The sequence below is a fragment of the Herpetosiphon llansteffanensis genome (assembly GCF_003205875.1).
Lineage (GTDB): Bacteria > Chloroflexota > Chloroflexia > Chloroflexales > Herpetosiphonaceae > Herpetosiphon > Herpetosiphon llansteffanensis.
On sequence record NZ_PUBZ01000109.1, the window covers coordinates 1 to 14,814 of the forward strand.

Below are 14,814 nucleotides of genomic sequence, written 5' to 3' on the forward strand. Positions count from 1 at the left end.
GGGGTCAGGGGCTGGGAATCAGGGGTCAGGTGAAATGGTTTATTGGATTGGTAATGAGGAGCATGCCCTCACCCCCCAACCCCCTCGCCCACTGGACGCGGGCGAGGGGGAGCACCCGTTTTTACCCACGTGTGGCAGAACCACAGCGTTAAAGCCCCTCGCCCGCTCCGTGGGAGAGGGGTTGGGGTGAGGGAACATGGTTGTCAATTCAATGAACCAGTATCCTTAGGATTTCAACGAAGCCATATCAATCACAAAGCGATATTTAACATCACTTTTGAGCATGCGCTCGTAGGCTTCGTTAATCGCTTGAATATCGATTACTTCTACATCGCAGCTAATCTGATGTTCGGCGCTGAAATCAAGCATAGCTTGGGTTTCGGCAATACCGCCAATTGCCGAGCCGCTAATCGATTTGCGACCCATCATCAAATCCCAGCCATTGATGCCTGGCTCAATTGGCTCGGGCTGCCCAACCACAACATAATTGCGATCGCGCTTGAGCGTTGCAATGTAGGGGTTGAAGTCATGCTTGTTAGGCACAGTATCGACAATCAGATCAAAATAATTGCGCACACTGCGCATTTGCTCAGCATCGGTTGAGAGCACCACTGCATCGGCACCCATGGCTTTGGCTTCTTCGATTTTACTGGTCGAGCGAGTAAAGAGAGTTACTTCTGCGCCCATAGCTGTGGCAAATTTAATTCCCATATGCCCCAAACCGCCTAAGCCCACGATCGCGACTTTATCGCCTTCTTTTACGTTCCAGTGGCGCAATGGCGAATACATCGTGATGCCAGCGCAAAGCAATGGTGCTGCTGATTGCAAATCAAGCCCTGCCGGAATTCGCACCACAAATTTATCCGAAACTACAATTTGCTGTGAATAGCCACCAAATGTTGGCGATTGATCAAGGCGATCCTTGCCGTTGTAGGTGAAGGTACAGCCTGCTTCGCAATATTGCTCTAGCCCAGCTTGGCAGGCCTCGCAGGTTTGGCACGAATCAACCATACAGCCAACCCCAACCAGATCGCCAGGCTGAAAGTTACCCACTTCAGCGCCGATTGCGCTAACCCGCCCAATAATTTCGTGGCCAGGCACAAGTGGATAGCTACTCGAATGCCATTCATTGCGCGCTTGATGCAAATCGGAGTGACACACGCCACAATAGAGGATTTCGATTGAAACATCATCGGGCCGCAAATCGCGCCGAGCAAATTCAAATGGGGCAACGGCGCTGGTGGCCGATTGGGCGGCATAACCTAAAACTGCTGTTGGCATTGTGTGATACTCCTCAGAACAAGATTTTGATGGGTTTAGTATGCCCAAATCTGGCTGATCTGCGGTAGACTAAAACTGGTAAATTCTTGCCTAATTCTGCATAGTTAGCTGTTGGCTAGCCTGTGGCTCTGATCATAAACACGCAAGGAGTTTGGTGTGATAGCAACCCAAATAGCAACCCAAAACCCAGTTTTGCAATTGCAACGCCAATTAATTGATTTGATCCAACAAGCTGTCCCTGGTGATGGCGAGTATGCCACGGCGATTGATTCATTGCAGATTTATCAGCGTTCGCAGCCTACCGAGCCGCTGCATTATCTCGATTGCGTGGCTTTTTGTATTATTGTGCAAGGTAGCAAGCAAGTTTTTTTGGCCGATCAAATTTATTATTACAACCCACTTGATTACATTGTGCTCTCGGTTGATTTGCCCATTATGAGCAACGTGACCCATGCTACGCCCGATGAGCCGTTTCTGGGCATGCGAATTTTGCTCCAGCCAGAGTTGATTCGCGATATGCTCTTGGAAGGCGAATTTGATCGGCCTGTTGCTACGCCAAAATCGGGTCTCTTGGTCAACCAATCGCCAAGCGATTTGCTTGATGCGGCGGTTCGGCTGCTGCGGCTTTTGCAAACGCCCGCCGACATCAAAGCCTTAGCTCCGTTGGCCTTGCGCGAAATAACGTATCGTTTGTTGCAGGGCAACGATGGTGCTCGCTTGCGCCAATTGGTTGGCACTTCAGCCAATATGAACGTTGTTTTGCAGGCAATCAATTGGCTAAAACACAACTATAGCCAAGCCATGCAGGTTGATGATTTAGCGCAATATCTGAATGTGAGCACATCGAGTTTGCATCATTTGTTCAAAACCGTTACCGCGATGAGTCCATTGCAATATCAAAAACGTTTGCGTTTGTATGAGGCTCGGCGCTTGATGCTCGAGGGTTTTGATGCTGCCAGCGCGAGTTTCGAAGTTGGCTATCAAAGCCCATCTCAATTTACCCGCGAATATCGGCGCATGTTCAACGCTCCGCCGCTCCGCGATTTGCAACGGCTCAAACCCAAAGTCTGAAAGCAAAAAAGTCAAAATAGGATATAGGGGTCAGGGGCTAGAGATCCTTTCAAGGGTAGGTTTTGAACGATTGGTCGGCTGTGGAGCATTCCCTCACCCCCCAGCCCCCTCTCCCACGAAAACGCGGGCGAGGGGGAGCCGACCGTTTTTTACCAAGGAATTGAGAGAGCACCACGCGGTGAAAGCCCCTCGCCCGCCACGTAGGAGAGGGGTTGGGGTGAGGGAATCAGGCCGTGGCTAACCTGATGAACCATTACACATAGCCCATAGCCAAGAACATTTTTTGCTACGAATGCTAATTTTTTGCCACAGATGAGCACAGATTTTTAGGATTATGTTCCGCTAGCCCATAGCACGATCCCCAATCTCCAACCCCCAATCTCCTTTCCCTCTGTTCTCTGCTCTTTGTTCTTTCATCCTTTGGATTTCTGACTTCTGACTTCATCCCTCATAATTCATTCTTCCGCTAGGTGTAGGCTGAATGAAGCGTTGCTGCACATTATTGCGGGTCAGGCCGATGCCTGCAATCGAGCAAAGTAAGCTGATTAAAACTAAAACGAGCACGAGGCGCAAAGCCCATGGGTTGGGCGGGGTTTTGGCTTCGATTGGCTGGCTGCGGCGTGGGGGAAACAGCACTTTGGGCGGCGCCAGCAAGCGCAATAATTCAGTGCGGGCTGCATCACCAAGCTCGCCATTGGTGTCGGCAAACGATACCTGCTCAAAATGAGCTTTGGCCTGTTCACGATCGTTTAATTCTGCATAAACCCGCCCACGCTCAACCAGCGCCGCCAGATTAGCCTGATCGGCAGCGAGTAATTGATGCAAAATTCGCATTGCGCTGGCATAATCGCCACGCAAACGGGCAGATTGGGCAGTTTCGAGGTTCATTGTGGTTTAAAAAAGCGCGCTGTGGCGAGAAACCACAGCGCTGCTGGTAAGCAAACGAACAATTAGAATTCGATCAAGGTGCGCAAGGTGTCGACCGAGCTGCGAACCAACTCTGCTGATTTGGACATCAAAGCCTTTTCGTCGTCGCTCAATGGCAATTCGAGAATCTTTTCTACGCCACCAGCGCCCAAGACCACAGGCACGCCGAAGTAGAGATCGTTGATGCCATATTCGCCTTCGAGGTAGGCTGCTGCTGGCAACACGCGCTTCTTATCCTTCAAGATTGCTTCAACCATTTGGACGGTTGCAGCGGCTGGCGCATAGTAGGCTGAGCCGGTTTTGAGCAATGAAACGATTTCGCCGCCGCCTTTTTTGGTGCGTTCGACAATTTCGTTCAAGCGTTCGGCGCTGATGAATTCGGTTACTGGAATGCCCGAAACCGTGGTGTAGCGTGGCAATGGAACCATTTCATCGCCGTGGCCGCCCATCAACATGGCTTGAATGTCTTCAACTGAAACATTCAATTCTTGCGCCAAGAAGGTGCGATAACGAGCTGCATCCAACACGCCGCCTTGACCCATCACGCGTTCCTTGGGGAAGCCTGAGGCAACGCGGGCGAGGTAGGTCATCGTGTCCATTGGGTTGTTGACCACAATGATGCAGGCGTTTGGCGAGGTTTTGGCAACTTTTTCGATGTTCGATTTGGTAATTTCGGCGTTGATTTTGAGCAAATCTTCGCGGGTCATGCCAGGCTTGCGGGGTGCACCTGAGGTCAAAATCACCACATCTGAATCGGTGGTTTCTTCATAGCTGTTGGTGCCGATTACGCTTACATCAAAGCCTTCGACTGGCCCTGATTGGAGTAAATCCAAGCCCTTGCCTTGAGGAATGCCCTCAACAATATCGACTAAAACAACATCGGCGAGTTCCTTGCTTGCCAACCAGTGTGCACAGGTTGAGCCAACGAACCCAGCGCCGATGATGGTTACTTTCTTACGATTAGCCACACATGCCTCCAAATATAAAGCTGTGGTTACGATTCAAGTGTCGGAGATGCGTCTACGACCCATCTCTCACGCTTGCTCCTTAACCGATTTTTATTTAACCACGAAGGACACGAAGAGCACGAAAATGTGTTTGTCACAGATTTTCAGCGTGATCATTTGAATTCAAGATCCCGATCCCTAACCCCCGACCCCTGATCCCTATTCGTGTCCTTCGCGCTCTTCGCGGTTATGGGTATTTATGCTTCAAGCGTGGCGAGCACGCTGCCTGCTTCGATGCTCTTACCGACCTCGCCATTCAGTGTAGCAATTGTACCAGCTCGTGGCGTTGCGATTTCGTTCTCCATCTTCATTGCTTCGACGACAAACACCACTTGGCCAGCCTCGACTGCCGCGCCAACGCTGGTTTTAATCGCCACAATTGTACCTTGAATTGGGCAAATGACCGCATTCGGATCGGTCGCAACTTCGCGCTTTTTGTTGGCGCTGCGCCGCGTTGGCGTAGCCGCCTTGGTGTTGGCAACAGGCGTGTTCAAGCCTTCGCCAGCAATCCGCACCGTAAAGCGCCGCCCGTTGACCTCGACCGCCAATTCGCGGCTTGGTTGCTCGGCAACAGGCTCGGCTGCGCTTGGTGTTGCGCTTGGCAATTGCTTGAGTTTTTCTTCCAAATAGCGCGGAATAAAGCTCACCGTCACATCGCCATGCTCAAAGGCTGGCTCGGCCAAGGCCAATTTATGAAACGGGATCACTGTGGTAATGCCTTCGATGGTGTAATCATTGAGGGCGCGGCGCATCCGTTGCAAGGCCTCGCTGCGGGTTGCTCCCCACGTTACCAATTTGGCCAACATCGAATCGTAGTATGGCGGAATGACAGTGCCTTGCTCAACCCCAGCATCAACCCGCACGCCATAGCCTTTTGGCTCGGTGTAGGCGCTGATGGTACCAAGCGCAGGCCGAAAGCCAGCCGCTGCATCCTCGGCATTGATTCGACATTGGATTGAGTGGCCACGCAACTGAATTTCTTCTTGGCTGAACCAGAGCTTTTCGCCTTGCGCAATGCGAATTTGGGCCTGCACCAAATCGATGCCAGTCACCATTTCGGTCACGGTATGCTCAACTTGAATCCGTGTGTTCATTTCGAGGAAATAAAATTGGCCATCGGGAGCAAGCAAAAACTCCAACGTGCCAGCGCCAACATACTTGGTTTCACGGCACAAACGCAAGGCACAGTCGCCCATGGCGCTGCGCAGTTCGGGCGAAACTGCTGGCGAAGGGGTTTCTTCAATCAATTTTTGGTGGCGGCGTTGCACCGAGCAATCACGCTCGCCCAAATACACCACATTGCCATATTGGTCGGCCAGCACTTGAATTTCAATGTGGCGTGGGTCGAGCACATATTTTTCAACAAATAATTCGCCATTTTTGAAGGCTGCTTCGGCCTCGCGGCGGGCACTTTCAAAGGCAAATTCAACTTCTTCGGCGCTATAGGCAACTTTCAAGCCGCGCCCGCCGCCACCTGCACTGGCCTTGATTGCAATCGGATAGCCATATTCTTCGCCAAGGCTTAGCGCTTCAGCGACACTCTCGACCGCTTCGGTTGTGCCTGGCACGAGCGGCACATTGGCGCGCAAAGCCACTTGACGAGCGTGAATCTTGCCACCCATCAAATCCATGGCATCAGCGGTTGGCCCAATAAAGGCAATCCCCGCCGCATCGCAGTTGCGCACAAAATCGGTATTTTCCGAGAGAAAGCCGTAGCCAGGGTGAATCGCGCCAGCACCGCTGCGCCGCGCCACATCGAGGATAGTTTCGGTTTGCAAATAACTTTGAACTGCTGGCGGGGGGCCGATCAAAAACGCATCGTCTGCATAACGAACGTGAAGCGCATCGCGATCCGCTTCTGAATAAACGGCGACGGTGCGTAAACCTAATTCCTTGCATGCCCGCATCACGCGCAGGGCAATCTCGCCACGATTGGCGATCAGCACTGTATCGAAACTCATATGCCGTTGCAACTCCATTGTGCTATGGCAAGTCTTTAATCATTGCCGTATGCGAAATTAGAGCCCCGTAATGCCGTAAAAACCGCCTGCTGCTCGGCGGCGTAGGCGTTCGATGGTGGCCCAGCGTGGTTGGATACCAGTGCGGGCTGGGCGTAGGCCTTGGCGTGAAAGTTTGGCTGAGGCGTGCCAAGTATTGGCCGCGACCGCAATCGCAGGCTCGGCTTCAGCAGCGGCCAAAACGCTCACGACGGCTACACTAAGTGCCGCTAGTTCTTCGTCGCTAGGCATTGTTGCGCTTGTCACAATCATCTTCATAGCGCTATTATACTGCACTCGGCGGACGCTGCCAATATACATCCAATGGCACAGGCTTTGCGTTGAAGTAATCAGAGCAAGTAGAAAATAGCTACATAAGGAGTCTCTAATGAACAGCAAAGTTTTGCGCTTTGCCAATGTTGCGGCAATTATTTCCACAATTATTGTCAACGCTTTGGCCAATATCCTGCCGTTTAATGGCCTTGATACTGGCTCGATCTCCGATGGCTTTCCGGTGCGTTTTGTGCCTGCTGGCTATGTGTTTAGCATTTGGGGCTTGATTTATTTGGGCCTCAGCGCGTTTGCCATCTACCAAGCCTTGCCCAAGCAGGCCAATAATCCTGCCGTAGCCAAAATTGGCTGGTGGTTTGTTGCTTCGTGTGCGTTTAATTGCAGTTGGCTTTTTGCCTGGCACTATTTGCAATTCCCACTTACAATCGTGTTAATCGTTGGCTTGCTGGTGTCGTTGATTATGATTTATCGCCGTTTGAGCAGCCTGCGCGCCAATGCGAGCACTGCTGATCGCTGGCTGATTCATACGCCGTTTTCAATCTATTTGGGTTGGGCAACGGTGGCAACCATTGCCAATGCCACGATTGCGCTCTATGATGCTGGCTGGCGCGGCGGCCCGCTCAGCGATTCAGTTTGGACGGTGATTTTGCTGGTAATTGGGGTCTGTTTGGCGGCCTTCATTACCTTGCGCCAACGCGATATTGCCTACGATGCAGTGCTGTTGTGGGCATTCATCGGGATTGCGGTCAAACAAGCGGCGTTTCCGGTGGTGATGGGTGCTGCAATCGTCGCGGCTGTAGCAATTGCTGTGTTGATTGTGCTGGCTGTGATTCGTAAATTGCCAACGCAAGGTCGTAAAGCGCTGGCGTAATTGAAACCACGAAGAACACGAAGAGCACGAAGAAATCTTTGAATCAAGATCCTTCGTGCTCTTCGCGATCTTAGCGGTTTTAGCTTTTTGGTAGGTCTAAATCGCTGAGCCGCACGGTTTTGCGGGTGCCAAATTTGATTGTTTTTTGGCCTGCTGAGGTCATTTGACCATTCTGTTGCAGATTTTCGATCTCTTGTTGCATGGTTTGGGCGAGGTCGGTTTCGCCTTGGTTGAGCAAGCGGGTAACCGCACCTTGCAGCTTTTGGGTGGCCGCGCCAATGTTGCCCTCGGCCAAATCTTCTAAGGCGCGAGTTTGCAGCTTGTGGGCACTGACTTTTTCGACAATGTTCATCACTTGCGGCACGACGGCGGTTGCTTGGGTTGGGTCAGCCACAAAATTCAACATCACATCGTAACGAGCCTTTTCGCCCACAACTTGCATTTGGGGAATGTCGTAGTTAACCTCAATTTGTCCCAACCGATATTGGCCAGCCTGCTTGGGATCAACCAACATTTCGATTAGCACCATGCGATGTTCGTCTTTGGAAACGTCGCCAAGGCTCACGCCAACCGCACGATCACTAATTGGGCGATAGGCTAATTGCTGAATTAATGGCGTTACTTGCCAGAGTGCCCGTGGCTCAACACCCTGCACGAAGCGCAAGGTCAGGGCTGCGTTTTGCACTACTGCCGATTGGGCTTGCTGCACCGCACCTTGGAAGAACGAAGCAATATCGTTGGGATTGCTGAAATACTCGGCGACCCCGCCAGAACGATTGGCCATTTCAATTAATAAATCTTCGTTCCAATCGTCACCAACCCCAAGCGCGGTTAATGGCACGTTGGCCTTGCCAATTTCCTCGGCCAAGCGCAAACAATCGCGTTCGCCCTCGGTTTGGCCGTCGGTTAGCAAAATGATGCGGCTAATTGTGTTGGCATTTTGGCTGCGGCGCACTTCGTTTAAGGCAGCTTCAAGCGCAGGGGCGATTTTCGTGCCGCCTGCATCCTTGATTTTGCCAACTTCTGCTTGGAGCGCTGCCACGTTATGCACTGGCTGAGCACTGATAATCGTTTCGCGCCGATGATCGAAAATCACGACCGAAACAATATCTTGTGGTCCCATCAGCCCCAAGGCGCGTTGGGTGGCTTCGCGCACACAACGCATTTTATCGCCCTTCATCGAGCCGCTATGGTCGAGTACGAAGCCCACATTGACCGGCATTTGAACGTGGGCAACCGCTGGCGTTGCCGTAATATCCAGCAGCAAATACACAACCTGCTGGGTTGGGAGAGCTGGCAACGCCGGACGAGCCAACGTACCAGTCAATTGAACTTCACCAGCCATGGTGATCTCCTAATTATATAGAACATAGAGCATAGAGCATAGAACATATTCGTGTATGCTCTATGTTCTATGCTCTATGCTCTGCTTTAATCTTCGAGTTTTTGGGTTAGTTTGCGGGTGGCGTAGCGCAGAGCTTTTTGATCGGCGGCATCAATTTGGCCACCAGCCTCAAGCTGCTGGGCGCTTTGTTCCATGGTTTGGGCCAACTCAGTTTCGCCCAAATCGAGTAGGCGCGTTGCAGCAGCCCGTAGTTTTTGGGTTGCGCTGCCAATATTGCCCGCCTCGGCCTCGGAAAGCGCCCGCGTTTGCAATTTGAAGGCGGTCACTTTTTCGACCGTATTCATAATTGGCGGATTAACCACGCTGGCCTTGGGATCAACGCTAAAGCTCAACGGAATGTCGATTTTGAGCTTAGCTTCTTTGATGCCTAGCACTGGCGCGTCGTATTGCAATTCTGCTTGGGCGATGCGAAATGTGCCTGCTTCACGCTCTGGCAGCATCAAATCGACCAAAACACTTGCGCCATCGCCAGCGATTTCGCCAATGCTAACGGTGACTTCGCGCTCGCCAATTGGCTTGTAGCCAAGGTTCGAGATGCTTGGCTGCACGCGATAGACCGCTCGTGGCGTAACTCCGGGCAATAAGCGCAGCAACAAGCGTGCATTGACCACGGTGGTGGTTTGGGCGCTGTGCAAGGTTTGTTGAAAATACTTGCCAATTTGGCTGGGGTCGGCAATATAATCCGATTCGCCGTTGGATGCGGCGGCCAAATCGTCGAGCAAGGCTTCGTTCCATTCGGTGCCCAAGCCCAGCGCCGTGATTGAAACACCAAGGTCGCCAATTTGCTTGGCGAGGTTGCGGCAAGTATCTTCATCGCCCCAAGTTTGGCCGTCGGTCAAGAGCAAAACCCGACCAACTCGATCGGCAGCTTGGAATTTTTGTAATTCGGCGAGGCCTGCTTGCAAACCCAACGACATGGCAGTGCCGCCTTGTTCGCTGATCGATTCGATGGCGTTTTGCAAGGCTGGCACGTCGTCGGCCAAACGGGCTGGCACCAACACTTCGAGCGTATCATCGAACAATACAATGCTGACGGCATCGATTGGCCGCAAATTAGCGACGATTTCGCGTACAGCTTCGCGCAAATGTTGAATTTTATCGCCAGCCATCGAGCCAGAGCGATCGAGCACCAAACAGAAATTGAGTGGCGGAGCCGCTTGGACAGTCGGCACATGCTCGGGCTTGGCCTGAATCAAAACATAATTAACTTGGCTTGTGCCGCTTGGCAATGGTTCGCGGCTCCAAACTGCTGAAAGTGCTACAGGTTCAGTCATTCTGTGATCCTCAAACTTAGTGTTCTACGCTTGGAATGCTATCAAAACGCACCACCACCACGCTAATGTTATCCTCGCCGCCGCCAGCATTGCCCGCTTCAATTAGGGCATCGCAAAGGTCGGCAGGGTTGGTGTGTTCAGCGAATAGCTCGGCCATTTTGGGGTCGCGCACCATCTCCCACATGCCGTCGGAGCAGAGAAACAGCGCATCGTTTGGCTGCAATTGCACCTCAAAGGTGTCGGTGCCAGGGTCGCCGCTATCGCCAAGCGATTTGAGAATCGCGTTGCGTTGCGGGTGATTGTAAATATCATCAGGATCAAGCTGGCCAATATCGATTAAGCGTTGCACCAACGAGTGATCTTTGCTGATGCGCTGCAATTTGCCATCGCGATAGAGATAGGTGCGGCTATCGCCAACATTGCCCACAATCGCCCGATCGCCGACTACGATGGCCATGGTTAGGGTTGTGCCCATATCGTTTTTGCGGCGCACACTTTCTTCATAAACTGCTTGATTGGCTTGAAAAGCAGCTTGTTTGACCAATTCGGCCAAGTGTTTGCTCGAAACTGGGCCATTGTGCAGTTGCGGATCAAGCAAGGTTGGCACAAGCGTTTGCGCGGTGGTTGTGATTGCCAGACCGCTGGCAACCTCGCCGCCTTCGTGGCCGCCCATGCCGTCAGCCACCACATACAAGCCAACATTGACTGGCTTGGCATCCCAGTTCAGGCGCAAATCCCACGTTAGCACGCTATCTTCGTTGTGGTCGCGAATCATGCCAACATCGGTGGCATAGCCAGTGCGCACCCGCAAGCTAATGGGCGTTGCTTGTTCGTTCAACAAGGTTTCGAGGGTTTGGGCCAAAATGCTGGCATCGTTGATCCGTTTGGCCCGCAGATCGCTCAAAATGGTGGCAAAACCACTATCAAGCGGCGAGGGATTGTTGGAATCGTCGAGGCGGCGGGTATGGCGTTGGATGCCAGCCATTTTTTCGAGCACCAAGCCCAATTGTTCAACATCATCAATCTGATCTTCTTTGCCGTGCGAGCGGCGAATTGCGCCAGCATCAGCCAGCTTAATTTCGCGTTTGTTGGTCAGGGCCAGGTCAGCTAAGGTTACTTGGCCGAGTGCCAAGCCATTGCGGTGCAAATAGGCCAACGCGCGCGAAACCTGAATCCCAATCTCAATGGCATCGGTTTGATCAACAAAGGTATTTGGCTCGCTGAGCAAGCTATCGAAGCGCACAAGGCTGGTGCCATCGGGCAGCACCGCGAAGCGTGAATCTTCGCCCACAAAGACCTCGCGCACCGTTGGCAACACCGAGCGCGCAGGATCGTCTGGTAAATCATCGAGTAAGGCTGCGCCTATTGGCTGCGCGGCGGGAGTTTCTTGCAACAGAGCAGTTTGTTCTTCGACCTGCGATCCGCACTCCTCGCAAAACTGATCGTTCGCTTGCAGGGCTGCCCCACAGCGAGCGCAATGATCCCATGGTTCCAGCAGCGCAACCCGATAAACGCGCAGGGTTGGCGTATCGGTCAACAAGGCGGTTACCCGATACACATCCTTCAAAATCGTGCCAATTGCAAAAGGTTCATGCTCCTCAGACAGGTTGGCAGGATTGAGGGGTTGGGTTCCACCAGTCATTGGTTCAGTCGGCTCAGACACAGGTCAACTCCTCTGAATAGGTCTAGAACAACAAAAAATTCCTTGTTCTTGGACGAATAAGCTTATCCGAATGTTTCTGATTATCGTTCTTCTGTCAATCTTCTGGTTGCATAGCGCAAGCTTTTGGTTTGCTCAGGGTCAATTTGGCCAGTTTCTTGGAGTGTTTGTTGGGCTGCTGCTGCTTGTTCGGCCAATTCATGCTCACCCAAATCGACCAAACGCGTTACTGCCGCTTGCAATTGACGTGTTGCTCCCGCTTGATCACCTTGGGCTGCTTGCTCAAGGGCTTTGTTTTGCAAGCGCCATGCCGTCACCCGTTCCAAAATTGCCACAATCTCTGGGTTGAGCGCTTGGTCAGCCCGTGGATGATATTCGATCACAACATCGCGATTGATTGGCTCCAAGCCTTGGCCTTGCGGATCGTCGGCCTGCAACGAAAGCCGCAGCAAGCGATAGATATTTGGCACATGGTCGGGAATGCGCAGTTCGAGCAGCCAAGCTGCTTTGGCTCGTTGTTCGATTGAGCCTAAACTTAAACTCCCCGAACCAGCCTCGAACTCAGGAATTGGCACTTCGCCCAAGGCTGGCCGAATGCGCAAAATCCGTCTGATTTGCACATCGTGAGCCAAACGCAAATCAAGCCGCGCCTTTTGAGCAATAATCGCATGCGCACGGCCAAATTCAAGGTCAAGCAAGTTGGGCAAGTCGCTGGGGTCGGTGATAAAGCTCGATTGACCGCCGCTCTGATCAGCAAAACTCATCAGCAATTGCTCTTGAAACTCAACCCCCAAGCCAATTGTCGAGACTGGAATTGAACGGGCGGCCAGATGGCGGGCATAGGCCAACGCTTGCTCATCATCTTCAACAAAGCCATCGGTGAGCAACACAATCCGTTGTGAAAGGCCAGTGCTTGGCATGCTATCGAGCAGATCAATCGTGTTGCGCAAGCCTGGGGCAAGCCGCGTGCTGCGCCCAAGGTCGCCGCGTTCAAGGATTGCCACCGCGCCTTCAAGCCGTACCACATCGCTTGGCGATTTGGCTTTGAGCACAGCATGAGCTTTTTCAGCAAAGCCAATGATTGAAAGCTGATCATCTGCATTCAAGCGCTCAGCGGCTCCGCGCACTGCCTGGCCAAGCCAACGACTAGGGCTTTGTGCTCGTCGTCGCACTTCATCCATCAAATCGTCGCGAATTTTCCAAACTGGCACGCCATCGAGCATCACTTCGTGAGCGGCTCCACGGCGCATTAATTCGCGAAACAGCGTGCTATCGGCGATTGGCACGCGCATCGAAGGCGAACAATCGACCAACAAGACACAGTGCACCGGAATACGTTGATTGGCCTTGCCTTGGCCAAGCACTTCGGCCAACACATACAACACTTGCTCGCCGTTGTTGGCGGGTACGCTACTGCGCGAAAGGGTGAGCCTGAGATCTAAGCTCGTCATAGGCTTACTCGATTTCTAAACATTGCCGAAGCTTGGCAAAATCTGCTGGATCGCCACTGGTCAGCCATTCGATGCTGCCTGGTTCGCTTTGTGGATTAAGCAGATCATCGGTGGCAAGCAGGCGTTGGGTCTGGCGTGCCACTGCTGCGCCAGTATCAAGCAAGGCAATGTTTGGCCCAGCAACATCGGCAATTAAGGGTCGTAAAAATGGATAATGGGTGCAGCCCAAGACAATCGTATCAGCGCCTGCCTTGAGCAATGGCTCAACATAGCGCTTCACAGCTTCGCGGGTTGTGGCACTTTGCAATTCGCCAGCCTCAATTAATTCGACCAAACCTGGGCATGCTTGTGGCACAACCTGAACATCGCCTGCATAACGAGCGATCAAGCGCTGAAATCGTTCACCTGCGACGGTGGCTTGGGTGGCCATCACGCCAACTACGCCTGTTTTGGTTTGGGCGATTGCTGGTTTGATGCCTGGCTCCATGCCCACAAAGCGAATGCTAAAATGTTCGCGTAAGTAATCAACGGCATGCAGGGTTGCAGTGTTGCAGGCCACGACAATAATTTTAACCCCGCGTTCGAGCAAAACATGGGTAACTCGCTCGGCCAAGGCTACAATTTCTTCGTGCGAACGCCCGCCATATGGGCAATTGCCAGTGTCAGCGTAATAGATAATATGTTCATTTGGTAAGAGTGCTCGTACATCACGCAAGGTCGATAAGCCGCCAACCCCTGAATCGAACATGCCAATTGGTCGCTGTTTCATGCCTGAATCGCCTCGTTGCGGTTTACACGGGCTGCCTCAACAAAGGCCGCAAAAATCGCTTGCCAGCGCCGATCTTCGCCGAGCACTAGTTCTTCTGGGTGGCATTGTACGCCGACAACCCAAGGCCGTTGCGGATCTTCGACCGCTTCGATCAAGCCATCATCCGACCAACCAACTGCTTGTAGCTCAGCACCCAAATCTTTGACTCCTTGGTGGTGCATGGTGTTGACGGCAAATGGCGTTGTGCCGAGCAATTCAGCCAATTTTGAATCGTCGCTGAGGCGCAGTTCGTGGGCTGGCAAATCGCGTTGTTGGCGCGTAAATGACTCATCGTGGTTAAGTTCGGGCTGGTACTGCGAGGGTAAATCTTGATAGAGCGTGCCGCCATAGGCCACATTCAACAACTGAAAGCCACGGCAAATCGCAAAAACTGGCTTGTGATAGTGCTTGGCCCAAGCCAAAAGCTGCATCTCAACTCGATCTTGCTCGCGGTTGACTGTGCCCAGCGCAGGGTGTGGCTCCTCGCTATAATAAGCAGGGTCAAGATCCGCACCGCCAGCGAATAATAACCCATCGACAGCCTGAAATGCCGCAAATAATGCCGCCTCGTGCTCCACCAAGGGAATCAAAAGCGGCACGCCACCTGCGACCTCAACTGCGCGAATATAGGTTTGATTATTGCCATGAGCGAGAGGGTAGGGATGCGGACGGGCATAGGTTGCGCACGGTATCCCAATAATCGGCAAGCGTGATGGCATAGGACACTCCTTGATTGTGTTGCTCTTGCCATTCTAGCACGACCGCAAAAAA

At 52.5% G+C, this 14,814-nt stretch carries 13 protein-coding genes; 2 read left to right on the plus strand and 11 right to left on the minus strand.

The annotated features are described in order from the left end of the window. Window positions 1-225 precede the first annotated feature (225 nt). Entirely contained in the window at window positions 226-1,281 is a 1,056-nt protein-coding gene (locus tag C5S61_RS16790; RefSeq protein ID WP_110516675.1) for an NAD(P)-dependent alcohol dehydrogenase, read from the minus strand. Between the two features lie 156 nt (window positions 1,282-1,437). Between C5S61_RS16790 and C5S61_RS16795 the strand changes: the two genes are divergently transcribed. Beyond that, window positions 1,438-2,352, plus strand: a complete 915-nt coding sequence (locus C5S61_RS16795; protein WP_110516677.1) for an AraC family transcriptional regulator — start codon at window positions 1,438-1,440, stop codon at window positions 2,350-2,352. A 441-nt stretch (window positions 2,353-2,793) separates the two neighbouring features. On the opposite strand, the gene C5S61_RS16800 is transcribed toward C5S61_RS16795, so the two are convergent. From C5S61_RS16800 to C5S61_RS16815, 4 genes are all read right to left on the minus strand, one after another. Then, window positions 2,794-3,240 (minus strand): tetratricopeptide repeat protein, encoded by a 447-nt coding sequence (locus C5S61_RS16800; protein ID WP_110516679.1) that lies wholly within the window; start codon window positions 3,238-3,240, stop codon window positions 2,794-2,796. A 62-nt stretch (window positions 3,241-3,302) separates the two neighbouring features. Then, window positions 3,303-4,247, minus strand: a complete 945-nt coding sequence (gene mdh, locus C5S61_RS16805; RefSeq protein ID WP_110516681.1) for a malate dehydrogenase — start codon at window positions 4,245-4,247, stop codon at window positions 3,303-3,305. 236 nt (window positions 4,248-4,483) lie between these two features. Then, the gene (gene accC / locus C5S61_RS16810) at window positions 4,484-6,247 is read right to left on the minus strand and encodes an acetyl-CoA carboxylase biotin carboxylase subunit (protein ID WP_110516683.1); all 1,764 of its coding nucleotides are present in this window, start codon (window positions 6,245-6,247) and stop codon (window positions 4,484-4,486) included. Window positions 6,248-6,304: 57 nt separating this feature from the next. Next, window positions 6,305-6,550 carry a hypothetical protein gene (locus tag C5S61_RS16815; RefSeq protein ID WP_124033450.1) on the minus strand — a complete coding sequence of 82 codons (246 nt, stop codon included), beginning with the start codon at window positions 6,548-6,550 and terminating at the stop codon, window positions 6,305-6,307. Window positions 6,551-6,671: 121 nt separating this feature from the next. Here C5S61_RS16815 and C5S61_RS16820 point away from each other — a divergent pair, with 121 nt between their 5' ends. Next, on the plus strand, window positions 6,672-7,445 hold the full coding sequence (locus C5S61_RS16820) for a TspO-related membrane protein (RefSeq protein ID WP_110516687.1): 774 nt from the start codon (window positions 6,672-6,674) through the stop codon (window positions 7,443-7,445). A gap of 79 nt (window positions 7,446-7,524) precedes the next feature. Here the strand turns inward: C5S61_RS16820 and C5S61_RS16825 are convergent, their stop codons facing one another. The 6 genes from C5S61_RS16825 to C5S61_RS16850 all read right to left on the minus strand — a co-directional run bounded on the left by C5S61_RS16825 (window position 7,525) and on the right by C5S61_RS16850 (window position 14,762). Continuing rightward, a complete protein-coding gene (locus C5S61_RS16825) occupies window positions 7,525-8,790 on the minus strand; it encodes a vWA domain-containing protein (RefSeq protein ID WP_110516689.1) in 1,266 nt (421 codons plus the stop codon). Between the two features lie 86 nt (window positions 8,791-8,876). Next, on the minus strand, window positions 8,877-10,124 hold the full coding sequence (locus tag C5S61_RS16830) for a vWA domain-containing protein (protein WP_110516691.1): 1,248 nt from the start codon (window positions 10,122-10,124) through the stop codon (window positions 8,877-8,879). Between the two features lie 16 nt (window positions 10,125-10,140). Continuing rightward, window positions 10,141-11,787, minus strand: a complete 1,647-nt coding sequence (locus tag C5S61_RS16835; protein ID WP_110516693.1) for a protein phosphatase 2C domain-containing protein — start codon at window positions 11,785-11,787, stop codon at window positions 10,141-10,143. A gap of 80 nt (window positions 11,788-11,867) precedes the next feature. Beyond that, on the minus strand, window positions 11,868-13,235 hold the full coding sequence (locus C5S61_RS16840; RefSeq protein WP_110516695.1) for a VWA domain-containing protein: 1,368 nt from the start codon (window positions 13,233-13,235) through the stop codon (window positions 11,868-11,870). 4 nt (window positions 13,236-13,239) lie between these two features. Further along, window positions 13,240-14,004, minus strand: a complete 765-nt coding sequence (murI, locus tag C5S61_RS16845; protein ID WP_110516696.1) for a glutamate racemase — start codon at window positions 14,002-14,004, stop codon at window positions 13,240-13,242. After that, window positions 14,001-14,762, minus strand: coding sequence for a gamma-glutamyl-gamma-aminobutyrate hydrolase family protein (locus C5S61_RS16850; protein WP_110516698.1), 762 nt, complete (start codon window positions 14,760-14,762; stop codon window positions 14,001-14,003). The genes murI and C5S61_RS16850 overlap by 4 nt, the downstream gene beginning before the upstream one ends. Window positions 14,763-14,814 lie beyond the last annotated feature (52 nt).

What these genes read in the sequence shown, in the direction of transcription:
- C5S61_RS16830 (WP_110516691.1), bottom strand. Translation starts at nt 10,124, where the DNA reads ATGACTGAACCTGTAGCACTTTCAGCAGTTTGGAGCCGCGAACCATTG.
- C5S61_RS16825 (WP_110516689.1), bottom strand. Translation starts at nt 8,790, where the DNA reads ATGGCTGGTGAAGTTCAATTGACTGGTACGTTGGCTCGTCCGGCGTTG.
- murI (WP_110516696.1), bottom strand. Translation starts at nt 14,004, where the DNA reads ATGAAACAGCGACCAATTGGCATGTTCGATTCAGGGGTTGGCGGCTTA.
- C5S61_RS16850 (WP_110516698.1), bottom strand. Translation starts at nt 14,762, where the DNA reads ATGCCATCACGCTTGCCGATTATTGGGATACCGTGCGCAACCTATGCC.
- C5S61_RS16820 (WP_110516687.1), top strand. Translation starts at nt 6,672, where the DNA reads ATGAACAGCAAAGTTTTGCGCTTTGCCAATGTTGCGGCAATTATTTCC.
- C5S61_RS16840 (WP_110516695.1), bottom strand. Translation starts at nt 13,235, where the DNA reads ATGACGAGCTTAGATCTCAGGCTCACCCTTTCGCGCAGTAGCGTACCC.
- C5S61_RS16790 (WP_110516675.1), bottom strand. Translation starts at nt 1,281, where the DNA reads ATGCCAACAGCAGTTTTAGGTTATGCCGCCCAATCGGCCACCAGCGCC.
- C5S61_RS16800 (WP_110516679.1), bottom strand. Translation starts at nt 3,240, where the DNA reads ATGAACCTCGAAACTGCCCAATCTGCCCGTTTGCGTGGCGATTATGCC.
- accC (WP_110516683.1), bottom strand. Translation starts at nt 6,247, where the DNA reads ATGAGTTTCGATACAGTGCTGATCGCCAATCGTGGCGAGATTGCCCTG.